The 22,271-nt window shown below is 67.1% G+C and carries 23 protein-coding genes and 1 pseudogene; 13 read left to right on the forward strand and 11 right to left on the reverse strand.

Annotated features, from left to right (window positions below; genetic code table 11):
• Positions 1 to 819: 819 nt before the first annotated feature.
• From HGB39_RS39115 to HGB39_RS29605, 3 genes are all read left to right on the forward strand, one after another.
• Positions 820 to 1,068, forward strand: a complete 249-nt coding sequence (locus HGB39_RS39115) for an alpha/beta fold hydrolase (RefSeq protein ID WP_005569242.1) — start codon at positions 820 to 822, stop codon at positions 1,066 to 1,068.
• A 281-nt stretch (positions 1,069 to 1,349) separates the two neighbouring features.
• On the forward strand, positions 1,350 to 1,484 hold the full coding sequence (locus HGB39_RS39680; protein WP_259465630.1) for a hypothetical protein: 135 nt from the start codon (positions 1,350 to 1,352) through the stop codon (positions 1,482 to 1,484).
• A gap of 147 nt (positions 1,485 to 1,631) precedes the next feature.
• Complete coding sequence (locus HGB39_RS29605) at positions 1,632 to 2,012, forward strand: hemophore-related protein (RefSeq protein ID WP_005569241.1); 381 nt, start codon at positions 1,632 to 1,634, stop codon at positions 2,010 to 2,012.
• 2 nt (positions 2,013 to 2,014) lie between these two features.
• On the opposite strand, the pseudogene HGB39_RS29610 reads toward HGB39_RS29605, so the two are convergent.
• From HGB39_RS29610 to HGB39_RS29645, 8 genes and pseudogenes are all read right to left on the reverse strand, one after another.
• A pseudogene (locus HGB39_RS29610) lies at positions 2,015 to 2,994 on the reverse strand (2-hydroxyacid dehydrogenase).
• Positions 2,994 to 4,331, reverse strand: coding sequence for a glucarate dehydratase (gene gudD / locus HGB39_RS29615; RefSeq protein ID WP_005569238.1), 1,338 nt, complete (start codon positions 4,329 to 4,331; stop codon positions 2,994 to 2,996). The pseudogene HGB39_RS29610 and the gene gudD overlap by 1 nt, the downstream one beginning before the upstream one ends.
• A gap of 121 nt (positions 4,332 to 4,452) precedes the next feature.
• A complete protein-coding gene (locus HGB39_RS29620; protein WP_005569236.1) occupies positions 4,453 to 5,169 on the reverse strand; it encodes a sulfite exporter TauE/SafE family protein in 717 nt (238 codons plus the stop codon).
• Entirely contained in the window at positions 5,166 to 6,176 is a 1,011-nt protein-coding gene (locus tag HGB39_RS29625) for an ABC transporter ATP-binding protein (protein ID WP_005569235.1), read from the reverse strand. The genes HGB39_RS29620 and HGB39_RS29625 overlap by 4 nt, the downstream gene beginning before the upstream one ends.
• Entirely contained in the window at positions 6,169 to 7,197 is a 1,029-nt protein-coding gene (locus tag HGB39_RS29630; RefSeq protein WP_064080937.1) for an ABC transporter ATP-binding protein, read from the reverse strand. The genes HGB39_RS29625 and HGB39_RS29630 overlap by 8 nt, the downstream gene beginning before the upstream one ends.
• A complete protein-coding gene (locus HGB39_RS29635; protein WP_064080936.1) occupies positions 7,194 to 8,222 on the reverse strand; it encodes an ABC transporter permease in 1,029 nt (342 codons plus the stop codon). Before HGB39_RS29635 ends, HGB39_RS29630 begins: the two co-directional genes overlap by 4 nt.
• A 12-nt stretch (positions 8,223 to 8,234) precedes the next feature.
• Complete coding sequence (locus HGB39_RS29640) at positions 8,235 to 9,161, reverse strand: ABC transporter permease (RefSeq protein ID WP_005237765.1); 927 nt, start codon at positions 9,159 to 9,161, stop codon at positions 8,235 to 8,237.
• Positions 9,162 to 9,228: 67 nt separating this feature from the next.
• The gene (locus HGB39_RS29645; protein ID WP_064080244.1) at positions 9,229 to 10,812 is read right to left on the reverse strand and encodes an ABC transporter substrate-binding protein; all 1,584 of its coding nucleotides are present in this window, start codon (positions 10,810 to 10,812) and stop codon (positions 9,229 to 9,231) included.
• 353 nt (positions 10,813 to 11,165) lie between these two features.
• Here HGB39_RS29645 and HGB39_RS29650 point away from each other — a divergent pair, with 353 nt between their 5' ends.
• The 5 genes from HGB39_RS29650 (at position 11,166) to HGB39_RS29670 (ending at position 15,104) form a co-directional block, all read left to right on the forward strand.
• Positions 11,166 to 12,170, forward strand: a complete 1,005-nt coding sequence (locus HGB39_RS29650; RefSeq protein ID WP_064080243.1) for a 2-hydroxyacid dehydrogenase — start codon at positions 11,166 to 11,168, stop codon at positions 12,168 to 12,170.
• A complete protein-coding gene (locus tag HGB39_RS29655; protein ID WP_064080242.1) occupies positions 12,167 to 12,562 on the forward strand; it encodes a universal stress protein in 396 nt (131 codons plus the stop codon). The genes HGB39_RS29650 and HGB39_RS29655 overlap by 4 nt, the downstream gene beginning before the upstream one ends.
• Before the next feature lie 73 nt (positions 12,563 to 12,635).
• Entirely contained in the window at positions 12,636 to 13,091 is a 456-nt protein-coding gene (locus HGB39_RS29660; protein ID WP_064080241.1) for a hypothetical protein, read from the forward strand.
• A gap of 162 nt (positions 13,092 to 13,253) precedes the next feature.
• Positions 13,254 to 14,327 carry an alkene reductase gene (locus HGB39_RS29665; RefSeq protein WP_005569228.1) on the forward strand — a complete coding sequence of 358 codons (1,074 nt, stop codon included), beginning with the start codon at positions 13,254 to 13,256 and terminating at the stop codon, positions 14,325 to 14,327.
• A gap of 387 nt (positions 14,328 to 14,714) precedes the next feature.
• Entirely contained in the window at positions 14,715 to 15,104 is a 390-nt protein-coding gene (locus HGB39_RS29670; RefSeq protein ID WP_064080240.1) for a hypothetical protein, read from the forward strand.
• Positions 15,105 to 15,132: 28 nt separating this feature from the next.
• Here the strand turns inward: HGB39_RS29670 and HGB39_RS29675 are convergent, their stop codons facing one another.
• Both HGB39_RS29675 and HGB39_RS39995 read right to left on the reverse strand, forming a co-directional pair.
• Positions 15,133 to 15,510, reverse strand: a complete 378-nt coding sequence (locus tag HGB39_RS29675) for a hypothetical protein (RefSeq protein WP_005569226.1) — start codon at positions 15,508 to 15,510, stop codon at positions 15,133 to 15,135.
• A 33-nt stretch (positions 15,511 to 15,543) separates the two neighbouring features.
• Complete coding sequence (locus HGB39_RS39995) at positions 15,544 to 16,668, reverse strand: XdhC family protein (protein WP_064080239.1); 1,125 nt, start codon at positions 16,666 to 16,668, stop codon at positions 15,544 to 15,546.
• 183 nt (positions 16,669 to 16,851) lie between these two features.
• Here HGB39_RS39995 and HGB39_RS29685 point away from each other — a divergent pair, with 183 nt between their 5' ends.
• The 5 genes from HGB39_RS29685 to HGB39_RS29705 all read left to right on the forward strand — a co-directional run bounded on the left by HGB39_RS29685 (position 16,852) and on the right by HGB39_RS29705 (position 21,894).
• A complete protein-coding gene (locus tag HGB39_RS29685) occupies positions 16,852 to 17,400 on the forward strand; it encodes a MarR family winged helix-turn-helix transcriptional regulator (RefSeq protein WP_081276514.1) in 549 nt (182 codons plus the stop codon).
• Between the two features lie 303 nt (positions 17,401 to 17,703).
• Positions 17,704 to 18,087, forward strand: a complete 384-nt coding sequence (locus HGB39_RS29690) for a hypothetical protein (RefSeq protein ID WP_005569224.1) — start codon at positions 17,704 to 17,706, stop codon at positions 18,085 to 18,087.
• Positions 18,087 to 18,956 (forward strand): FAD binding domain-containing protein, encoded by an 870-nt coding sequence (locus HGB39_RS29695; protein ID WP_005256509.1) that lies wholly within the window; start codon positions 18,087 to 18,089, stop codon positions 18,954 to 18,956. The genes HGB39_RS29690 and HGB39_RS29695 overlap by 1 nt, the downstream gene beginning before the upstream one ends.
• Positions 18,953 to 19,498, forward strand: coding sequence for a (2Fe-2S)-binding protein (locus HGB39_RS29700; RefSeq protein WP_005256507.1), 546 nt, complete (start codon positions 18,953 to 18,955; stop codon positions 19,496 to 19,498). The genes HGB39_RS29695 and HGB39_RS29700 overlap by 4 nt, the downstream gene beginning before the upstream one ends.
• Entirely contained in the window at positions 19,495 to 21,894 is a 2,400-nt protein-coding gene (locus HGB39_RS29705; RefSeq protein ID WP_081276513.1) for a xanthine dehydrogenase family protein molybdopterin-binding subunit, read from the forward strand. Before HGB39_RS29700 ends, HGB39_RS29705 begins: the two co-directional genes overlap by 4 nt.
• Here HGB39_RS29705 and HGB39_RS40345 read toward each other — a convergent pair.
• Positions 21,850 to 22,230 carry a transposase gene (locus HGB39_RS40345; protein ID WP_198432306.1) on the reverse strand — a complete coding sequence of 127 codons (381 nt, stop codon included), beginning with the start codon at positions 22,228 to 22,230 and terminating at the stop codon, positions 21,850 to 21,852. The genes HGB39_RS29705 and HGB39_RS40345 overlap by 45 nt on opposite strands.
• Positions 22,231 to 22,271 lie beyond the last annotated feature (41 nt).

The following is a 22,271-nucleotide window of genomic DNA, read 5'->3' on the forward strand; positions in this document are numbered from 1 at the left end:
CGCCAGCGTTCGTCCTGAGCCAGGATCAAACTCTCCGTTGAAGACTCTAGATTTCACAGGCGAACCTGCTAATCAGTCATAGACATCGAGTCAAATCACTAGCAATCAAAAACTCAAACTAGCATTTCAAACACTGACCCCCCTCCGACGGAAGAAGGAGAAGAGCCAGCAAATACCCACACCACCATCACAACCAAACCCCAAGGGCCAGTTGATCATCCGTGATGCGGAGTACCAAAAACATTTGGCACTGACATTCATCGACACACTGTTGAGTTCTCAAAGAACACGCACACACCATCACTTCTGACTCACTCGCCAGCCGCTCCGGGGCAACTTTTCCAGCTTATCTCATCGGACTGACCGGCGCAAACCGGCACCCGCTGAAGACATTCCGGGGTTGAAGCACAACCATACACGATGGTGAACTTCGGATTGGTCAGGCACTTCGTACAACCTCGTTGCATCACCAGGTGGTGAATGTCGGTGTCCGTGTCGCTCTGACTTGGAATAAGTTACGCGAACCGCACGCGATATTCCAAATCGCCTGGTCGCGGGGATTCGCACGCTGAACTCCGCCGGATCTGCCATTCGTGCGGGCGTGCACCGTCAGACCAGAAGCGTGCACGCTGAGCCGGTTTAGCAGGTCCGAAAGCTCGACGGTGGGACCGTCGCTCCCATTACCACTCACTCTTCATCACGGGAGTCCTCATCGAGAAGTACGGCATACCGGCAGTCACCACTCTCGGCGGCACCGAGATCCCCTACAAGGACCGGGGTGCCGGCCGCCCGTAGTCCTGAGCCACGGGTGGCCGCTCAATGCGGACAGCTGGGAAGCGCAGGACCGACCTCGCGGCGCTACTCGAGCACCTCGACCTTCACGACACCACGCTGGTCGGTCTCTCGACCGGCGGTGGTGAGGTGAGTAGATACGCCGGACGGCACGGGACCGGCCGGGTCGCCCAGATCGTGCTCGCCTCGGCGGTGCCGCCGTTCATGCTGCAGACCGCCGACAACCCCGACGGCATCCCGGTCGAAGCCTTCGATTCTTCGGCGCAACCGACCTGACAGTCACCCGTCCCAGGGTGTACGCGACTCGTTCTGGTCGCAGGCAAATCAGGGGGGTCACCACAACGCCTACGAAGGCATCGCCGCGTTCTCGGCGACGGACTTCCGAGCTGACCTCGACAAGGTCGACGTCCCCACCCTCGTCATTCACGTGACGACGACCAGACAGTGCCGTTCGATGTCGGCGGCAAGAAAGTCATCCGCGCGGATCGACGGCGCCGTGCTCGCGGTCTACCTACACCTCGTGGCATCCCCTCACCCGAGACAAAAGGATCACAGTCATGAACAGTCACACCGCAGCACCCGACACCCTCGACCTCGTCCACGGGCTGTGGATGACCCCACACAGCTGGAAGGGCGCCTGGCTGACCCGGAGTTCGATCTGCTCCACGAACCTGTCGAACGCCGAACGTTGATCGGTGGGCTGCTGACGTGCAGCCTTCGCGCTGCGTACCATCTCCGGAGTCCAGTTCGCCGCACCATTCTCAGACGGTCCTCAGGAAAGTCACAATTCGGGCCCCTACCGTTTCCCCGGCAAACCAACCGACATGGGAGGACTCGTCATGAACGTTTCACGAGCACGTCTGCACTTCGGTATCGCCGCCGTCGGCGCGATCTCCGCCGCCCTCGTGATCCCGGGCATCGCCTCCGCGGATCCGGCCGACTCCGACTCTTCCCGCCTCGTGAACTCCACGTGCAGCTTCGCGCAGATCGATGCGGCGATGCACGACGTGACTCCGCAGCTCGCCGCGCGCCTCGACCAGGCACCCGAGCGCAAGGCTCAACTGGCGGACTTCTTCTCGAAGTCCCCGGCCGACCGCCAGGCCGTCCTCGACGCGCACCCGCAGCTGAAGAGCCGGCTGGACACCGTCCCGACCGAGGGACCGGCCGTCGAGTGGCGCGCGAAGGCGCTGACGATCGCCGAGACCTGCGGTAACTACTGACGCTAGGCGGGGTGGACGGTGCGCAGGACCGTCCGCCCCGTGTCCAGCCTGCGAATGTTGTCGGTGATGTCGCCGACGCGACCGACGAACGTGTGGTCGGTGACGCCGGACGAGTGCGGGGTCATCAGGATGTTCGGCAGATCGCGAAACGGCAGCGCGCTCGGGGCGCCGTGACCGCCGGCATCGGGGTACGAGTACCAGACGTCGATGGCCGCGGCCGCGATCCGGTGCGATGCCAGCGCGTCGTACAGCGGTTGTTGCCGGACGAGGGGGCCGCGCCCGACGTTGATCAGGATGCCGTCGGGGCCGAGCGCGTCGAGTTCCGCGCCGCCGATCATGCAGCGGGTGTGATCGTTCAGCGGTGCGGACACCACTACCACGTCGGACTCCGTCAGGAGCCGGAGCAGCGACGTGTTGCCTCCCGCCCATGCGAGGCCTTCCGCGGGGCGTCGAGATCGCCCCGGCCGGTCACCGCGCAGCCCTCGGAACCGAACGCGCGCAGCAGGTTCCACGACCGCCGACCGATGTGACCGAAACCGACGAATCCGACCCGCGCGCCCCGCATCGACCGGGACTGCGCGATCGCGTCGTCGTAGACCGAGGTGGCCCAGACGTCGCCGCGGAGGGCGCGATCGTGCCGGAGGAATCCGCGTCGCAGCATCAGTGCCGCGGACACGATGTACTCGGCGATCGAGTCCTCGTGGTGGAAGGTGTTGGCCACCAGGGTGTCTGTGGGAAGCGCGGCGAACGCCACGTTGTCGGTGCCCGCGCCGGCGACGTGCAGCAGGCGCAGCTTCGGCGCTGCGGCCGCCATCGCGGCGGTGAACCGGCCACCCACGTACACGTCGGCGTCGCCGAGGTCGGCGACGATGGCCGACTCGTCGAACGTCCGATGCCATGACGCCGTCGCACCCGACGGCAGGCCCGACTCGAACAGCTCACGATGCGGCAGCAGGTTCCGGTCGCCGACGACGACCTTCATCAGGCGCGCACCAACGCCGGGCGCTTGCTGTCGAACGTCCAGTTCGGCACGAGGAACTGCATGCCGATCGAGTCGTCGCGCGCGCCGAGACCCTTCTGCAGGTACAGCTCGTGGGCCGCCTCGACGCGGTCCATGTCGAGTTCGACACCGAGGCCGGGCGTCGACGGCACTGTGAGGTAGCCGTCTTCGATCTCGTACGGGTCCTTGGTGATCCGCTGACCGTCCTGCCAGATCCAGTGGGTGTCGATGGCGGTGATGTCGCCCGGAGCCGCGGCGGCGACGTGGGTGAACATCGCGAGCGACACGTCGAAGTGGTTGTTGGAATGCGAACCCCACGTGAGGCCCCACGCGTCGCAGAGCTGGGCGACGCGGACGGATCCGTTCATCGTCCAGAAGTGCGGGTCGGCGAGCGGGATGTCGACGGCGCCGGAGCGGATGGTGTGCCCCATCTCGCGCCAGTCGGTGGCGATCATGTTGGTGGCGGTCGGCAGTCCGGTGGCGCGCTTGAATTCACTCATCACCTCGCGACCGGAGAAGCTGCCCTCGGGGCCGACGGGGTCCTCGGCATACGCGAGAACGTCTTTCAGTCCGCGGCACGTCTCGATCGCCTCCGACAGCAGCCAACCGCCGTTGGGGTCGAGGGTGATCCGGGCGTCGGGGAACCGCTCGGCCAGCGCCGTCACGGCCGCCGCCTCCTCGCGGGGCGCCAGGACGCCGCCCTTGAGCTTGAAGTCGGCGAAGCCGTACCGCGCCTGGGCCGCCTCGGCGAGCCGCACGACCGCGTCCGGTGTCAGCGCCTCCTCGTGCCGCAGGCGCAGCCAGTCGTCGGACTCCGCCGCACCCGACTGGTACTCGAGGTCGGTCTTGTTGCGGTCGCCGACGAAGAAGAGATAGCCGAGCGCCTGCACCTTCTCGCGCTGCTGACCCTCGCCGAGCAGGGCCGCGACGGGAACACCGAGGTGCTGCCCGAGCACGTCGAGGAGTGCCGACTCGACGGCGGTGACGGCATGGATCGCGACACGGAGGTCGAACGTCTGGTTGCCGCGGCCCGCGGCGTCCCGGTCGGCGAACGTGCGCCGCAGATCGGCGAGAACGCCGTTGTACTCGCCGATGCTGCGCCCCGTCACGATTGCGCGGGCGTCTTCGAGGGTACGGCGGATCGGTTCCCCACCGGGCACCTCGCCGACACCGGTGTTGCCGTCGGAATCGGTGAGGATCACCAGGTTCCGGGTGAAGTACGGGGCATGCGCGCCGGACAGGTTCAGGAGCATGCTGTCGTGTCCCGCGATCGGGACCACTCGCATGTCGGTGACGACCGGGGTGCTCGTTGTACTCATCTCCGAAAACCTTCCTTCACAGCGCAGCGCCGCCCGTGAGGCGCCTCACAACCAAAACTCTAAGTGGCCCGATCGATACATGTCCAAGACTTGTTGAGCATCGAACGATGCAGACACTGCATCACAGAAGTTGTTGTCCGATCAGCATCAACGCACCCACACAGGACACCGTGATCGACGCCCGGCGCAGGCGCGCCGCGTCCAGGTGGCGATTCACGAACCGCGACGCCACGTAGCCGAGCACCGTCGCCGGGATCAGCAGCAGGAACATCACCGCCGACTCGCGGTGCACCGACCCCGTCGCGGCGAGAACGGCGACCGACAGTGTGGAGCCCACCAGGAAGAACGCGCTCATGTTGCCGCGCAGCTGCGCCCCCTTCGACCCCTGCATCACCAGTGCCATCGGCGGCCCGCCGATCGACGTGGCCGTGCCGAACAGCCCCGACGCGGCCCCGGCGACGGCGAGGTTCCGGCGTCGCGGCGGCGGTGCCCAGCCCAGCGTCGCGAAGACGACCCCGAACAGCACCACGGCCGCGAGCAGCAGCGACAACCCCCGTTCCGGCAGCACCACCAGCAGCAACGCGCCCGCGATCGTGCCCGGCACCCGGCCGGCCAGCGCCCACCCGGTGCCCGACAGATCGAGGGCGTCGCGTTCCCGCCACACCACCATCACCGTGACGACCGTCGCCGTCATGATCAGCGTCCCGGGCAGCAGGCCCGGATCGACGAGCGCGACGACGGGTGCCGCGAGCATCCCCATCCCGAATCCGATCGACGCCTGCATGCACGAGGCGAGAAAGACGGCGAACGCGATGATCGCGAACTCTGCCCCGCTCACCCGACCGCGACGGGGACGCCGAGTTCCATCGGACGCCGGGGATGGTGGCATTCGGCGACGTGGCCGCTCTCGCGCTCGTCGACCGCGGCGGGCGGCACGGTGCTCGCGCAGATGTCGGTCGCGTGGGCGCAGCGGGTGCGGAACCGGCAGCCCGACGGCGGGTTCAGCGGCGACGGCACTTCACCGTCGAGGATGATCCGCTTGCCCCGGGATTCGGCGTCCAGCTTCGGTGCCGCCGACATCAGGGCCTCGGTGTACGGGTGGGCGGGACGGTCGAAGACGGCGTCCGTCGCACCCGTCTCCACGATCCGCCCGAGGTACATCACGGCGACGCGGTCGGCGACGTGCCGCACCACCGACAGGTCGTGCGAGATGAACACGTACGAGATGCCGAGCTGCTTCTGCAGGTCGTTCAGCAGGTTGAGCACCTGCGCCTGCACCGACAGGTCGAGCGCCGACACGGGTTCGTCGCAGATGACGACGCTCGGGTTCAACGCCAGGGCGCGGGCGATTCCGAGTCGCTGCCGCTGTCCGCCGGAGAACTCCTGCGGGTAGCGGTGCTCGTCGCTCGGCCGCAGACCCACCAGGTGCAGCAGTTCCCGCACCCGTGCCGCCCGGTCGCGGCTCGTCTTGTACATCGTCTTGTGGGTGCGCCACGGCTCGGCGATGATGTCGGCCGCCGACATCCGGGAATTCAGCGACGCGTACGGGTCCTGGAACACCATCTGCACCCGGCGGCGCAGCGCGAGCAGGTCCTTGCCCTTCAGCGAGAACGGGTCGACGCCGTCCCACGTCACCGAACCGGAGTCCGGGCGCTCGAGCATCATCAGCGTGCGGGCGAGAGTGGACTTGCCACAACCCGATTCGCCGACGAGCCCGAGCGTTTCGCCGCGGGCGAGGTCGAGGTCGATGCCGTCGAGCGCGCGCAACTGATTCTTGCCCGCCGCGTTGGCCGGCACCTTGAACGTCTTGGTGAGGCCCCGCACCTTCAGAATCGACTCAGACATGCGAGATCTCCTCGGGGAAATGGCACGCCGAGCGGCGACCAGGTGTGGCGACGTCGGCGAGCGGTGGTCGGGTGGTCCGGCACAGGTCGCGGGCCAGCGGGCAGCGCGCCTGGTAGACGCAGCCGGACGGAATGGAATGCAGGTCGGGCGGGGTGCCGCCGATGGATTTCAGGTCTTCGCCGCGGACCGCGTGCACGGGGACCGAATCGAGCAGGCCCTTGGTGTACGGGTGCTGCGGCGAGGAGAAGACCTCGGCGACCGGGCCCGTCTCGACGACGTTGCCCGCGTACATGATCGCGACGCGATCGGCCTCCTCCGCGACCAGGGCGAGGTCGTGGGTGATGAGGATGACAGCCATGTCGTGCTCGGTGCGCAGGTCCCGCAGCAGCGACATGATCTGCGCCTGCACCGTGACGTCGAGCGCCGTCGTCGGTTCGTCGGCGAGCAGGACCGTCGGGCTCAGTGCGACGGCCATCGCGATCAGCAGGCGCTGCCGCATGCCGCCGGAGAACTGGTGCGGGTAGGAGTCGACGCGCGATTCGGGCTCGGGAATCCCGACCCTCTCCATCAGCGAGACCGCTTCCCGTCGCGCCTCTTTCGAGGACAGCCCGCGATGGATGCGGAACGGTTCGGCCAACTGCTTGCCGACCGTGTACACCGGGTTGAGCGCGGTCAGCGCGTCCTGGAACACGATGGCGAGTTCGGTGGCGGCGAGGGTGCGGCGGGTCCTGGCCTTCGCCGTCACCAGGTCGACGTCGCCGAGACGGACCGAGCCGTCGGTGATGTCGGCAATCGGTTCGAGCAGGCCGACGAGCGCCTGCGCGGTCATCGACTTGCCGCACCCCGACTCACCGAGCAGCGCGAGGGTCTCCCCGCGCCGCGCGGTGAACGACACGTGGTCGACGGCCCGGACCGTGCCCGAGGGGGTACGCAGGTCGACGGTCAGATCCGCGACCTCGAGGGCGACGCGGTCGGTGTCTGCGACGTCGAGCGATTCGACAGCCGGTGCGGGTGCACTCATGAGACGACCTTTCGGGTGGGGAACAGCCGGGAGCGGCGTGACCGCGGGACGGTCAGACGCCAGCGCTGGGCGGGGTCGGTGGCGATCCGGGCCCACGCCGCGAGCACGGTCGCCGACACGGTGGTGATCACGATGGCGAGACCGGGGAAGAACGACAGCCACCAGGCCGTCTGCAGGTACGTCCGGCCCTGGGACACCATCAGGCCCCAGCTGATGTCCGGCGGCTGGATGCCGATGCCGAGGAAGCTCAGCGACGACTCGGCGAGCATCACGTAGCAGAAGTCGAGGGTGGCGACGGTGAGCAGCGTCGGCAGCAGGATGGGGAACACGTGCCGGCGGATGACGGCCCCGCTGCGGGCGCCGAACGTGCGCGCGGCGTCCACGAACAACCGGCTCTGCAGTTCCGCCGACTCCGCGCGGGCGGTGCGGAGATAGATCGGGATGCGGGTGATGGCCAGGACCAGGACGATGTTCGCGGCACTGGGCGAGAACACGTACAGAACGACGACGGCCATCAGCAGCGACGGGAAGCTCATGATGACGTCGGCGACGCGCATCGCCGTCGTCTCCCGCCAGCCGCGGTGGTAGCCCGCCCACATGCCGACGAGGGACCCGACGATGCAGGACAGCGCGACCGCGGGCAGCGCCACCAGGAGGGTGGTCCGGCACGCGACGATCAACCGGGCCAGCATGCTGCGTCCGAGCGGGTCGGTGCCGAGGATGTTCATCCACCCGTTCGCCACGTGGAACGGTGCGAGGTTGGACTGGTCGAGGTTCTGATCCGTCGCGGCGTCGCCGACGAGCCACGGGCCGAAGACGGCGACGAGGAACACGAACACCAGGATCGCCGCCGCGACCGTGGCCATCCGGTCACGCAGGAGCAGTCGCCACAACGGTGCCTTGCTCCGGGAGGGCTTCGGTGCCGGAACGGACTCCTCGACGGGGGCCGCGACGGCAGGCGTCTCGTCGGGGCCCGGGTAGAGGTCGCCGGCTCCGTCCAGGCGGGGTGCGTTGTCTATGGACATCTCGGCGGCCTCCTAGACCTTGGACTTCTCACGGACACGCGCGTCGAGAAGTGCGTAGCCCGCGTCGATCAGGATGTTGAGAACGAAGATGCTGACCGCGGTCAGCAGCACCGCCGCCTGCAGGACGGCGAAATCGCGCTGCAGGATCGCGTCGATCATCAGCTTGCCGATGCCGGGCCATCCGAAGATCGCCTCGACGACGACGGCGCCGTTGACCAGGCCGACGGTGAGGTCGCCGGCCACCGTCAGCGCCGGAGCCGCGGCGTTGCGGAGCGCGTGATGGGTGACGACGCGCAGGTCTCCTGCGCCCTTGCTCCGAGCAAGACGTACGTATGGTGCGGACAGCGCCGACACCATCGCGCCGCGGACCACCTGGGTGAGCACGCCGAGCGGGCGGATGAGCAGCGTGGCGATCGGCAGGATCCACGACAGCGCGCTTCCGGTACCCGACGTGGGCAGCACCCCCAGCACCACCGCGAAGATCCACACGCCGGTGATGGCGAACCAGAAGTCGGGGATGCTGGCCGCGGTCATCGACAGCAGGCTCGAGATCCGGTCGGCGAGCGAATTCGGCCGGTACGCCGCCCAGCAACCGATCACGATGGCGCCGATGATCGCGAGCAGCATCGTGAAGAACGCCAGCTGCAGCGTGGCCGGGAACGCCCGCAACGCCATGGTCGCGGCGGACTCACCGGTGCGCAGCGATTCGCCGAAGTCGAGGTGGACGACCCCGGACAGGTAGTCGACCATCTGGCTCAGCACCGGCTTGTCGAGGCCGTTCTCGGCCGCGAACTCCGCGCGCTGATCCGGTGTCGCGGAGACCGGGAGGTAGAGGTTGGTCGGGTCGCCGGTGAGGCGGGCGAGCAGGAACACACCGAAGAGGACGACGAGGAGGGGTACGAGGCTGGTGTAGACGCGTCGGCGCAGGAAGGCGAACATGACTCACCGCCTTCGGATCGGGTTCGGTTGGGACATCTCAGTTCCTCCGGGGGGCTGGGAAGAGGGGTTAGCCGTTCGCGGATGTGTCCGCGTGGGTCATCTCGCTCAGGCGCATCTCGTCGCCGGTCGCGGAGTTGGGTGCGTACTGCACCGTCGGGGACTTGGCGAGCACCGCGTTCATGTGAGCGATGTACGCGAACTGCCGGATCTCCTTCGGTTCGTTGGCCAGTACCGAGGCGAACGCGTCCTGGCGTTCGTCGCCGACGAGTTGCTCGGCCGCGTCGATCTGCGCGTCGTATCCGGGGGAACCGAAGTAGCTCTGGTATCCGTCGCTGCGCATGTACTGGTCGACGGTGAACTGCGCGTCACCCGCCTGGTTGCCGTGCTGGATCATCAGCAGAATCGGTCCGGTGCCCTGCGGGAACGGCCGGATCTGGTACTGCATCTGCCCGGCCGTGTCCATCATCTCGATCTTCACGTTCAGGCCGGCCTTGCTCAGCGAGTTCTGGATGACCTCGATGGTCTCGTTGATCTTGGGGAACTGGCCCGTGCGCCCGATCAAGCGGATCTGGTTGTCCACGGGAACGCCGTCGGCCTTGGCCTCCGCCACCAGTTGCGCGGCGCGATCGGAGTCGTAGGGGGTCGGCTGAAGATCGGGGTCGAACCCGACGATGCTGCTGCCGACGAGTTGCCCGGCCGGCTCGCCGAGACCCTGGAACAGCGCCTTGACGATCCCTGCCCGGTTGACGGAGAGGTCGATGGCCTCGCGGACGCGGTAGTCGTCGAGCGGCGGTTCGGTGGCCATCATGCGCAGCGCCGTCGTCTCGTTGTTGGGGTAGGCCACGCCGAGGTCGCCCGCGCCGTCCTCCGGACCGAGGTACGTGGCGAGTTCGGCCTCGTCGTTGGTGACCATCGCGGCCCGGACGCTGCCCTCGGTCCGCCACTGGTAGATCGCCCGCGTGTACTCGGGCGCCGGGCCCCAGTACGTGTCGTTGCGGGCCAGCGCGAGTCGCTGCCCGTGATCCCAGTAGTCGATCTCGTAGGGGCCGGTGCCGATGGGATCGCGCACCTTGTCCTGGGCGTCGGTGGTGGACGGCACCATCTCCACGAACGAGATCCGCAGCGGAAGGATCGGGTCGGCGGCGGGGGTCTGCACCGTCACGGTCGACGGGTCGATCGCGTTCACCACGAGTTCGTCGTCACCGAAGACGTACCCGTCGACGTCGCAGCCGATGGTCGAGTTGACGGTGCGATCGATCGAGAAGGCGGCGTCCTCGGCGTCGAAGACGCTGCCGTCGCTGAACGTGACGCCCGGACGGATCCGGAACGTCCAGACCGTGTCCGACGTCTGCTCCCACGAGTCGGCGAGCTTCGGTTCGAGATCGCCGGTATCGGCGTTGCGTTCCACCAGGGGCTCGGTGATGTTGGAGCGGACGACGACTCCGGTAGAGGTGAGTGACGCGTCGCAGGGTTCGAGCGTGGGCGGCTCCTGCGGGAGCACGATCCGCAACGTGTCGGGGCTGGCGGCGTCGCTGTGGCTCGAATTGGCCACCGAGCAACCTGTGACCAGAGCCGGCACCGTCAGTGCGGCGGTGGCCACGACGACGGCGCGGTAACGGGTTCCCTGCTGCAGCGAACGTGCAGGGCTCATGGTGTCCTCCGTAGGGATGTGTCGCGTACTCGACGCGAGTGAAGAGGGCCCGCCTGTGACGGTAGACACACGCTATGAGCGGCGCGGACGCAGCGTCAACAGGGGGAAACGGCGCAAAGTGGCTCGTGAGTGCCGTCACAGGCACGATTGAAGGAGACTGCGATCACCCCCGCACGCCCCTGACCGGCGCATACAGGGAGTTTCAGCATCTGCGCACGTCAACGCGCCGCCAACCAATGCCGTTTGAGTATCGATCCATGTTATTTACGTGTTGGACAGGTATTCCGAGCGCCGCTTAACGTACGGGTAACCGGTGACGCGGAGAGTCGCGCCACCACTCGTCAGGAGGCACGATGGTGACCGCAGAGTCGTCCGTGAAAGAAGCTGCTGTACAGACTGTTTCGGAAGGACGCGTCCTGAAGGTCGGGCCGCTGAAGCCGTCTCTCACCGCGACGCTCACCGAGAAGTACGACGCACTCGACCTCCCGGTCGGCGACGACCGCACCCGCTTCCTCGCCGAGCACGGCGAGTCCGTCACCGCGGTCGTGACGTCCGGCCGCACCGGAGTCGACGCCGCGCTGATGACGGAACTGCCGAACCTCGGCGCGATCGTGCACTTCGGAGTCGGTTACGACACAACCGATGTCGTGCTCGCCGAGGAACTCGGAATCGGTGTGAGCAACACCCCCGACGTCCTCACCGACTGCGTGGCCGACACCGCCGTCGGATTGCTGATCGACACGCTCCGCGGCTTCTCCGCCGCCGACCGCTTCGTGCGTGACGGCCGCTGGCCCGCCGAGGGCAACTTCCCCCTCACCCGGCAGGTGAGCGGCACGCGGGTCGGCATCGTCGGGCTGGGGCGCATCGGCTCCGCCATCGCCACCCGCCTCACCGGCTTCGGCTGCACGATCTCGTACCACAATCGACGCGAGGTTCCCGGCTCCCCGTTCGCGTACGTCGGCTCGGCCGCCGCACTCGCCGCCGGGGTCGATGTGCTGATCGTCGCCGCAGCGGGCGGTAAAGGCACCGAAAAGCTCGTGGACCGAGAGGTTCTCGAAGCCCTCGGACCCGACGGCTACCTGATCAACGTGGCACGCGGAAGTGTCGTCGACGAGGACGCGCTCGTCGAACTGCTCACCGATCGCAAGCTCGCCGGTGCCGGACTGGACGTATTCGCCCGGGAACCGCACGTTCCCGAAGCACTCCTCGCGCTCGACACCGTCGTTCTCCTCCCCCACGTCGCGAGCGGCACGACCGAGACCCGGGCCGCGATGGAGGCTCTCACCCTGCAGAACCTCGACGAATACCTCGCCCAGGGCACCCTCACCACCCCCGTACTCGAGCCGAGGTCACGATGAGCGTCATTCTCAGCTACGTCCCGACAGTCGAAGGTCGTGGCGCCCTGACCTTCGGATTCGCCGAAGCCCGCATGCGCGCAACCGATCTCGTGGTGATCGCCGACGGCGACAGCGCCTCGAATCCCGGCTTCGGGGCCGAACTGCACTCCGCAAGGGACGAAGCGGACGCAGCCGGCGTCGACTACCGCATCGCGCGGAACGAACCCGACCGCTCCCACGCCGACAACCTCATCGACGCGTCCTACGACTCCGCCGCCGAACTCCTCGTCCTCGGCATGCGACGACGCTCCCCCGTCGGCAAACTCCTCATGGGCTCCGTCGCCCAGCGCGTGCTCCTCGAGGCGCAGTGCCCGGTCGTCGGGGTCAAGCCTCCCGTCGCAGCAGAGGTCTGAGCCGCCCGGGCGGGGTCGGATCACCGGCCCATCCATAACCCTCACGGCGCCGAATACCTGCCGTGGGACAGCCATGATCGATGGGCCTCAACGCGCCGACGGCGCGGAACTGGGCGGTCGCCTCCTGACCTTGGTCGGCGACCGCGACTTCCAGGCGCTCGCACCCGAGATCTCCCAGATCGCGTGCGACCACGGCAGCGACCGGTCGGCGTTCACCGCGGTCGTGTCGTGGATCGTCACCACCATCGCCGACCTCATCGCGGATCCGGCCTCGAGCGTCAACGATGCCGTCGACAGCTTCATCGGCGTCGTACCCGTCGTGCACGACACAGCCGCGCTGAACGAGGAGTTGCCCGCGCCCGCCGAGTGGCTGTTCACCGCCGTCGTGAGACACCTGCAGAGCAGGCACCGGGCGGGATCCGATCCCCCGCCGCCCGTGCCTGCCGACACCGCACTCACGCGCATGCAAGCCCTCGTCGAAGCGTTGCTCTGGCTCGACGCCCTCCTCGAGTGCGACCACAGCCTGTAGGCGAGCTCGAGTCCCTGGCTCGGGGACGGTGCCCTCGCGGTGACGGCCGTCTCGAGTCGGAATAGCCCGGCCCGTGTGCCCGTTCCCCTAGTGGATCCCGATACTGCGCGGCGGCACCGAGAACGGCGCTGCCGAACACGACCTACGGAAAGACCGATATTTGTGAATCTCTTCTCCCCCTTGACACTCGGCGAACTCGAACTGCCCAACCGGGTCGTGATGGCACCCCTGACCCGCGTCCGCTCCGGGCGTGACGGCGTGCCCGGACCGCTGGTGGTCGAGCACTACCGACAGCGGGCCTCTCTCGGTCTGATCGTCAGTGAAGGCACCTACCCCAGCCACGCCGGCCAGGGCTTCCCCGGCCAGCCCGGGCTGGTGACACCCGAGCAGGTTGCGGGCTGGAAGAACGTCGCCGACGCCGTGCATGCGGCCGGTGGACGGATCGTCGCGCAGGTCATGCACGCCGGCCGTGTGACCCACGAGGGAACCACCGGCGGTCACGAGGTCGTCGGTCCGAGCGCCGTCGCCATCGACGGCGAGACCCGCACCTACGAGGGGAAGGAGCCGTACCCGGTGCCCCGCGCGCTGGGTACCGAGGAACTCTCCGCCGTCATCGAGGAGTTCGTCCAGGCATCGCGGAAGGCGGTGGCAGCCGGGATGGACGGCGTCGAAATCCACGCCGCGAACGGCTACCTGCTGCACGAATTCCTCTCCCCGGCATCCAACCTGCGTGAGGACGCGTACGGCGGCTCACCCGCGAACCGGGCACGCTTCGTCGTCGAGGTGTTCGAGGCCGTGGCAGACGCCATCGGCGCCGGCCGGGTGGGTATCCGCATCTCGCCCGAACACAACATCCAGGACGCCCTGGAACTGGACGCCGACGACGTTCAAGCCACCTACGGCGCGCTGGTCGACGCCATCGCTCCGCTGAAGCCCGCCTACCTGAGCATTCTGCACAAGGACCCGTCCGGGCCCCTGGCGCAGGACCTGCGGACGCGCTTCGGCGGCCCGGTGCTGATCAACAGCGGTTTCGGGGCGATCACCACCCGCGACGAAGCGCTGGCAATCCTCGACGACGGCCACGGCGATGCCGTCGTCGTCGGGCGTCCCGCGATCGCCAATCCGGATCTCGTGCGGCGCTGGCAGGAAGACCTGCCGCTCAACACCCCGGACCCCCAGACCTTCTACTCGGAGGGCGCGAAGGGCTACACCGACTACCCGGTGTTGCAGCACTGAGCTGTCCCCAGGCCGACACGCTGTGGCCCATGACGCCAGGTCATGGGCCACAGCGCTATCCGACGGACGCCCCCGCGTCGCGTATCCGGGTCCGGCACCGTACGGTTAGTCGTAGTTGAGTACACAGCTACCGAGTTCACGGGCCGCCCGGCGTGTCCGTGTTCCAATCGGGCGTACCAACTGTGCACGCTGTGCCAGGACGCCCACCTCGAAGGTGGCCGACAGTGAGAGCACCATTCCGCACGACGCTCTCACAGCCGAAGCTCCCGACGAACAGTTTTACTTCTATCTTCTCGTGACCTGTCGGAGGAACTGCATTTTCGGACCACTGAACTCCGGGCCTGCTCTGCCGCGGCGACGCTCACAGAAGTTGAAAGGTGATCGTTCATGCCACTCACCCTGGAGCACACCACTCGTTACGCCGATGCCCTGATGACGCTGGCCCTGGCCGCGCACCGCCCGGCCACCGTCGTCAACACCGGCACCGGATACGCCGTCCGGGTCGATTTCGAGCGCGGTATTCACCTGCTCGCCACCAATGCACCCGGGGATCTCAGTTCCGATCCGGACGCGCAGAACCCCTGGGTCGTGAGTTTCTTTCAGAAGCAGCCCGCCGCCGAGGACACCCGGCTCGTGACGGTGACCGGGGAATGGCTCGTCGACGCATTCGACCAGGCCCTCGCGATGATGCCGATTTCGGGGATCGCCGACGACCCGGATGCGCAACCCACCGAACTGCGCCTCGTCGGCACGGATGTCCACGACCTCGCTAGGTAACACCGCCTGACGGGGCTACATCCGCTCGTCACCGCCCGGCAGCAGACCGTCTACCCCCACCGGGTAGGCGGTCTGCGAGTCTCCCCAGCCGCTCGACCGCGGGCAGCGCCTGCGCGATCTTCTCGGCGTCACGGGCAATGATCTCGGCGCTCCGGTCGATGCCCTTCGCGCTGACGGCGAGCCCCTCCGCGGTCTCCGCGATCTGCTTGGCCGCGTCGAGCAGTTCGGACAGGTCGTCGAGCGCGGGCCCCAGACGGTCGATCAGCACCCCGATCTGTCGTATTCGGAGCATCACCGTCGTGACGGCGTGTTCCCACTCGCGGATCTCGCTCGAGACGTTCTGCAGGATCTTGATGGGAGGCTCCTTGTCGGTGCTCGGCGGCCGGGCCTGGCGACGCGCATCCAACCTATCTGTTACTCCCAGTTTCCCGTACTCGGCCTAGCCGCTCAGATCGTGGCCGGTGGCCGCGCGCGCGTAGGAGTGGAGGCTGGCGATCACCCCGGCGCGGAACAGCGCATCGATCTGGTGGTTTTGGTCCTGGTCGGCGCTGGAGATCCGCGGGTTACCGGGATGGGGGTCATCTTTGTATGAGCACATTGGCGCGGACCGTCTGGCGATGATTTCGGCGGCGATGGAGATGGCGGTCTCGGCTGGTCCGCGGTTGCCGATGTCGAGGCCGATTGGGCTCGACAGTGCGGTGAGGTGTTCGGGGCGGAGGCCGCCTGCGGTGAGTGCTTGCCGTCGGTTGGTGTCGGCGGTGAGTGACCCCATGGCGCCGATGTAAGCGAGGGGTTGTGCCCATTTGGTTTTGTCGAGGCATTCGAGGAGGACGGGAATGTCGATTTTGGGGTCGTGGGTGAGAACGACAATGACTGTGCGGGAATCGAATCGGCCTTTGTTGCGCTCACTTATGATCCAGTCCGACGGCCATTCGCACACGACCTCGTCGACATCGGGAAATCGTTGCGATGTCGTGAACACGGGGCGGGCATCGCAAATGGTGACCCGGTAGCCCATTCGGGTACCGACTATCCCGGTTTCCGCGGCGAAGCCGGTCGAACCCACGATCACCATCCGTGGCCGGGACTGGAAGCGGCGTATCAGCGTTCCGGAGGGGGTCAGGCCGGTGGGGGCGTCGAGTTCGTTTGCGATGCGGTGGGTACCTGCTTCCGGTCCGGTGAGGACCGTCTCGAGGATGACGGTTTCGTCGCGCAGTGTCCCTTCCATGAGGTCGGCGAGTTGCGGCATGGTCTCGCGGTCTACGCGTTCCACGAGCACGGTCAGCGACCCGCCGCAGGTCAGTCCGGGTTCGAGGATGTCGCCGGTGGGGCCGTAGTGCTCGATTCGGGGGTGGCCGGTGGTGAGGACGTCGAGGGCGGTCTCGTAAAGGGCGCCTTCGACGCAGCCGCCCGAGATGCTGCCGACCACGGTTCCGTCCTGATGGACTGCGAGCATGGCGCCGGGGTCTCGCGGGGATGACCCGTGAGTGGCGATGACGGTGGCGACAGCGACAGCGCGGTGTGCTTCCCATTCGGTGTGGATGTCGCGAAGGACGGTGTTCACGAGTGCCTCGCAATTCTGTTCGCGTCACGGTTCCGGCGACCGGGGCTGGGGAGCCGTCGCGGTGGTGGCGAGGATCGTACAATAGTTTTGCGCAAAGATAAGTCCTGAAATTGTCGGTGAGCCGGTCGCCGGTAGGCGAGACTGATTCGCGGCACCGTGCCCGTATCGAATCTGGAGTGTGAAGTGGCCGAATCGGATCGGGTGGATGGGGTCGGTGAGATCATCCGGCAGTGGGCTCGGACGCGTCCCGAGCTGGACGTGTCGGCTTTGGAGATTTTCGGACGGCTGCATCGGAGTTTTCTGCTGTACCGGGCTCAGATCAATGAGCTGTTCGAACGGTTCGGGACGAACGAGGCGGGGTTCGACGTTCTCGCCTGCCTTCGGCGTGCGGAACCAACGTTCCGCCGCACTGCCGGGGAACTGGCGAAGCAGACCTTGATCACCACGGGTGGCCTGACGATGCGGGTGAACCGGCTCGAGGATGCCGGCCTGGTACTGCGCGAGCGCGATGACATCGACTCCCGCGTGGTGTATGTGACGCTCACCGACGCGGGCCGGAAACTTGTCGACGCTGTCTCGGATGCGCACTTCGCGGAGCTGGCGCGGATGCAGGGTGGCCTCGAGGGTGGTCAGCGCGAGCAGCTCGCCGATCTTCTGTCCGTCCTCGAGGCCTCCTTACAGGCTGCCGCATCGGAGAATGTCGCCAAGTCGCTCGGCGCAGCGTCTGCATAGAGCTCGAATCCAATATGGGCGATCGTGGGGCCTCCCGGGTCGCTTGACGTGGTCGCAGGGCGTTCTTGGGGTGGTGCAGCTACGCGTCGGTGGCGGTGTTTCGATGCAGCTACGACTGCGACCTGAACTCTTCGGTGGGTGTTGCGCCTCGGCTCCGTGGGCATCGACGCAATCGGTCCGGCGACCGTGGCCGAGCTATTGACCTCAGGGCGCCAGGAACGTAGAACTATCTTATAGCAAAGATACTTTGCGCTGAGTCTTCTTGGACCGGCATTCGTTGTCCTTTCGAATGGAACGAGGCACATGCACAAGAGCGGCCTTCCCACGGTGGCTGCGGAGGGCGGCGGCACAGTGACCGCCCTACCCTTTCGCGGCGTTGCGACCCCCGAGCAGAACCCAGCAGACGGCAGGCTCGGCGCGCGTGGCTCCTTGGCTGCCGTGCTGTTCCTCCCCGACCCAGCCGCCTACGACTGCGTTGGCAGTGAGGATCAGATCGTGGTTCGTGAGCATCTTCGGGGCCGGAATCGGCGTAAGTTCGTCTACACCGGACTCGGTTCGGTAGCCGTCCGCGCCGCACTCGACGTCGTCTCCGCGGCCGTCGAACGGCGCGCCCTACAAGGGGTGAATCACCACATGCATACCGGCTATGGGAGACCGAGCTGCACACTCGTGCGGGGAGCCCGCTGATGCGCACCCAGGCCCTGGGGGCCGGGTTGGTGGCACAGAGCCAACTCGCGATGGCCCCTTTCCGGCTCCATCGCCCCACCACCATCGAGGACGCCCTGGCGATCGTGTCCGAACATCCGGACGCTGTTTTCGCCGCTGGCTGCTCGGATCTGGTCGCCCAGATCCGTGAGGGCTGCGCCCCGAACACGTTGGTGTCGCTGCAGAAGGTCGATGCGCTCCGCATCACCAGCCACGAGGCCGGTGTTCTTCATATCGGCCCGATGGTGACCCACCACATGGGTGCGACGGACGACATCGTCGGCACCGCGATCCCGAACCTCGCGGCGGCATGGGCGTCGATCGCGACCGTTCGGATCCGCTACACCGCGACCGTCGGCGGAAACCTGATGGCGCGGCGGTACCGCTACGAGATGCCGCTGCTTCTCGGGGCGCTCGGCGCGGACCTGGTCTTCGACGCCGGCGCGCTCTCCCGCCCGGTCGCGTCGTTGTGGGCGGACAGCGGAACCGATCAGCGAGGTCTGTTGACCGACATCACCGTACGAACGGACGACCTCGTCTGGTTCGGATATGAGCGTTCGATGCGTCCGACGGCGACAGTGGCCCTCGCGGTGCGTCGCAACCCCGACGGCACCCTGCAGGTGCGCGCGCAATCGGGATCGGAGTACCGCCACGGATTCGCACTGACGGCCGATACCGGCGCCCGCGAACTCGATCCGCTCGAGGTGAGTGCGCAGCTTGCCCAGCAGCTACCGGACGACTGTGCCGATTACACCGGCTCGGCGGAGTACCGCCGGCACCTGGTGCGTGTGTTGACGCGCCGCCTGCTCACCGCGGCATGTGCTCAGCTGAAGGGAAAGACAACGAGATGACCGAGTACACCGATCGCGAGACCGATCGATCCGCTGCCCCCGATGGAGAACTCGACACCTGCATCGAGTTCGCCCTGAACGGCGTCAAGCAGACCGTGCGCGTCGCCGCCAACGCCATCCTGCTCGACGTCCTGCGCAACAACCACGGCTGCAACGGCGTTCGCGGTTCCTGTGAGCGTGGGGTCTGTGGAGCGTGCACCGTGCTCGTGGACGATCTGCCCGTCGCCTCCTGTTCGACCTTCGCGTTCAGCATCGACGGCGCCTCGGTCGAGACAGTGGAAGGGTTGGCCGCGCCCGACGGCACGCTGTCCCCGCAGCAACGTGCATTCTCCGAGTGCGGGGGTTTCCAGTGCGGCTTCTGCACGTCCGGGATGTTGATGCTCACCACCGGGCTGCTGCGTCAGGACCCACAACCCGATCGCGGCACCATCCGGGAATGGATCAGTTCCAACACCTGTCGCTGTACCGGATACGAGATGATCCTCGAATCGGTCGAGCGCGCTGCCGAACTGACCGGTGAGACGAACGGGGAATCCGCGTGACCGCGACACCCGAATCCTTCACTCACAACGTTGATTCCGACGCCGCGGGCGGTGGGTACACCGTGTATTCGCTGCCGACCGTCTCTCCGGACAAGCGGGTCACCGGACGCGATCTGCCGCGCGCGGACGCCGCGGTCAAGGTGACCGGCAAAGCGGTCTACAACACTGACATCGTGCGACCGGGCATGCTGCACGCGAAGGTGCTGCGGAGTCCGCACGCGCACGCTCGTATCGTGTCCATCGACGCGAGCGCCGCCGGGGCACTGGACGGCGTCACCGCGGTGCTGACCCGCAACGAAACCGACGGCCTGGGGTGTTACGGCACCATGGTCAAGGACCAGCCGGTCGTCGCGACGGACGCCGTCCGCTATGTCGGCGACATCGTCGCCGCCGTCGCTGCGGTAGATGAGCGCACGGCACTGGCGGCACTGGACCTCATTCAGGTCGAATACGAGATTCTGCCCGCGGTATTCGACGTCGACGAGGCCCTCGATCCGTCGTCGCCGACAATCCATCCGCTCGAGCCGCGCGGTGGTCTGCCCCCTTACCGGAACGGCGCGTCGGCGTCGCTGCGCATCGACCACAATGTCAGCTACGAATTCCGTTACAGCACTGGATCACCGGACGTGTGGGAGGAGTGCGACCACATCTTCGAGGACACCTTCCTCTTCTCCCGGATGAACCATATGCATCTCGAACCGTTCGTCACGGTCGCGGAGGCAACCGATGAACAGATCGAGGTCTGGACGGCGACGCAGAGCCCGTTCAACCTCCGCCAGGAACTCGGGCACGTATTCAACCTCCCCGAAAACCGGATCCGGGTGCACGTCGCCCTGCTCGGCGGAGCGTTCGGCGCGAAGAACGGCCCGAAGGCCGACCCGGTCGCCATCCGCCTGTCCCAGCTCAGCGGCGGCCGGCCGGTGCGGTTCTGCATGAGCACGGAAGAGGGCTTCCTCACCGTGTCGCAGCACGCGGCGAAGCTGATCGTCAAGGCCGGCGTCAAGGCGGACGGCACCTTTGTCGCCCGCAAATCGACGGTGCTCCTCGACAGCGGGGCCTACGCCGAACACAGTCCGGCGGTGGCGGAGAAGGCCGGCTATCGGATGCCGGGCGCGTATCGCTGGCAGCACATCGACACCGTCTGCAAGGCGGTTACCACGAACACGGTGCCCGCCGGCGCCATGCGCGGCTTCGGTGCCACGCAGACCACGTGGGCCGGTGAACGTCAGATCGACCTCATCGCGCAGCGACTCGGCATCGATCCCTACGCACTGCGGCTGAAAAACCTCAAAAAGCTCGGCGAAGAATTCGTCCCCGGGGATGCGGGGATCGACTCCGACCTCGCCGAGGGAATGCGTCTGGTCGCGGACGCTATCGGCTACCACTCCAGGGATCGCAGCGGAAACCGCGGCATGGGGGTATGCGTCGGGCTCAAGGACAGTGGCGGCGGCAACAAGCCCGCGATGGCGCGGGTCAAGGTGACCGCCAACGGCGACGTCTTCCTCAATTGCGCGCTCACCGAGATGGGCCAGGGCGGGCACTCCGCGTTGTCCCAGATCGTCGCCGACGTCCTGCGCACCAGCCGCGACCGCGTCGTGTACACGCGCATCGACACCGACCACACCCCCTTCGATCAGGGCACCAACGCCTCGTCCGGCGTGGTGGTGATGGGACAGGCCGTCCGGAACGCGGCGGAGAACCTGCGTAGACAAGTGCTCGAGTGGGCCGGTGAACAGTTCGCCATCGACTCGGCCACCGCAGTGCTCGACGACTGGACGGTGCGCACCCCCACAGGCGAGGTATATCCGCTTCTCCCGCAAATCATGGAGTTCTTCGGACACACCGGGTTCGAGTTCTCGGCCGACGGCTATTACAAGGTGCGCAGTGATGCCGATGCACCCTTGGCCGCCCGGTGTGTCTTCTACGAGATCGGGTGGGCGGCAGCCGAGGTCGAAGTCGACCCGGAGACCGGCAGGGTTACGGTCCTGCAGCTCGTGGTCAGTGGTGACGCGGGCAAGGTGATCAACAAGATCGGCTGCCGCGGTCAGGATGAAGGCGCCGCCGTTCTGGGACTCGCGCAGGCTCTGTTCGAGGAAATGCGCTACGAGAACGGTGAACTTCTCAACGCCGAGGCCCTGCTGTACCGCGTCCCACTCGCGGAGGACCTCCCCGAGCGGTTCGTCTCGATCACCCAGGAGCAGGGACACGGCGCGGGCCCCTTCGGCGCCAAAGGCATGGGGGAGGGCGGCATGCTCCCCATCGCCCCGGCGATTGCGCAGGCCATCGCCGACGCGGTCGGTGCCCAGCTCACCGAGTTGCCGATGACACCAGAGCGCGTCTTTCGTGCACTCTCACCCGGCGGCGTGCCCGGTCTCCCGCCGTTGTCGCACGCCTGAATGCAACCGGACCTCAGACCACCGGTCGTCGGCACAGACGCCGACGACCGGAACGTCGACAGGAGCAGGACCCGACGGCGGCATCCTCCCGCGCAACGTCGCTGTTCCTGCGTCGCAGCGACACTTCAGCGCCGCACCCACACCCCCGTCCGCCGCCAACACCGGAACAACCCGTACGCCGTGCCACGGCTCGTACCGGGCCGGCACATCCCGCCACGTCGTACCCGCCCGAATCCGCCACCGGATCCCGTCGATGAGCTGCCGTTTCGTCCACTTCGGCGAACGGCCCGCCTTCCTACCCAGAGGCAGCAGCGGCACCAACCGCGCCCATTGCACGTCGGTAACGTCCGCCCCGGCCCCGCGACGCTGGGCACGAG

Origin of the sequence: Rhodococcus opacus (assembly GCF_012396235.1) — a bacterium.
Lineage (GTDB): Bacteria > Actinomycetota > Actinomycetes > Mycobacteriales > Mycobacteriaceae > Rhodococcus_F > Rhodococcus_F opacus.

Coding starts and splice junctions, on each gene's coding strand:
- HGB39_RS29635 (WP_064080936.1), bottom strand. CDS start 8,222: ATGTCCATAGACAACGCACCCCGCCTGGACGGAGCCGGCGACCTCTAC.
- HGB39_RS29695 (WP_005256509.1), top strand. CDS start 18,087: ATGCGCACCCAGGCCCTGGGGGCCGGGTTGGTGGCACAGAGCCAACTC.
- HGB39_RS29690 (WP_005569224.1), top strand. CDS start 17,704: ATGCACAAGAGCGGCCTTCCCACGGTGGCTGCGGAGGGCGGCGGCACA.
- HGB39_RS29700 (WP_005256507.1), top strand. CDS start 18,953: ATGACCGAGTACACCGATCGCGAGACCGATCGATCCGCTGCCCCCGAT.
- HGB39_RS29655 (WP_064080242.1), top strand. CDS start 12,167: ATGAGCGTCATTCTCAGCTACGTCCCGACAGTCGAAGGTCGTGGCGCC.
- HGB39_RS39680 (WP_259465630.1), top strand. CDS start 1,350: ATGAACAGTCACACCGCAGCACCCGACACCCTCGACCTCGTCCACGGG.
- HGB39_RS29645 (WP_064080244.1), bottom strand. CDS start 10,812: ATGAGCCCTGCACGTTCGCTGCAGCAGGGAACCCGTTACCGCGCCGTC.
- gudD (WP_005569238.1), bottom strand. CDS start 4,331: ATGAGTACAACGAGCACCCCGGTCGTCACCGACATGCGAGTGGTCCCG.
- HGB39_RS29660 (WP_064080241.1), top strand. CDS start 12,636: ATGATCGATGGGCCTCAACGCGCCGACGGCGCGGAACTGGGCGGTCGC.
- HGB39_RS29630 (WP_064080937.1), bottom strand. CDS start 7,197: ATGAGTGCACCCGCACCGGCTGTCGAATCGCTCGACGTCGCAGACACC.
- HGB39_RS29640 (WP_005237765.1), bottom strand. CDS start 9,161: ATGTTCGCCTTCCTGCGCCGACGCGTCTACACCAGCCTCGTACCCCTC.
- HGB39_RS29670 (WP_064080240.1), top strand. CDS start 14,715: ATGCCACTCACCCTGGAGCACACCACTCGTTACGCCGATGCCCTGATG.
- HGB39_RS29650 (WP_064080243.1), top strand. CDS start 11,166: ATGGTGACCGCAGAGTCGTCCGTGAAAGAAGCTGCTGTACAGACTGTT.
- HGB39_RS29625 (WP_005569235.1), bottom strand. CDS start 6,176: ATGTCTGAGTCGATTCTGAAGGTGCGGGGCCTCACCAAGACGTTCAAG.
- HGB39_RS29605 (WP_005569241.1), top strand. CDS start 1,632: ATGAACGTTTCACGAGCACGTCTGCACTTCGGTATCGCCGCCGTCGGC.
- HGB39_RS39115 (WP_005569242.1), top strand. CDS start 820: ATGCGGACAGCTGGGAAGCGCAGGACCGACCTCGCGGCGCTACTCGAG.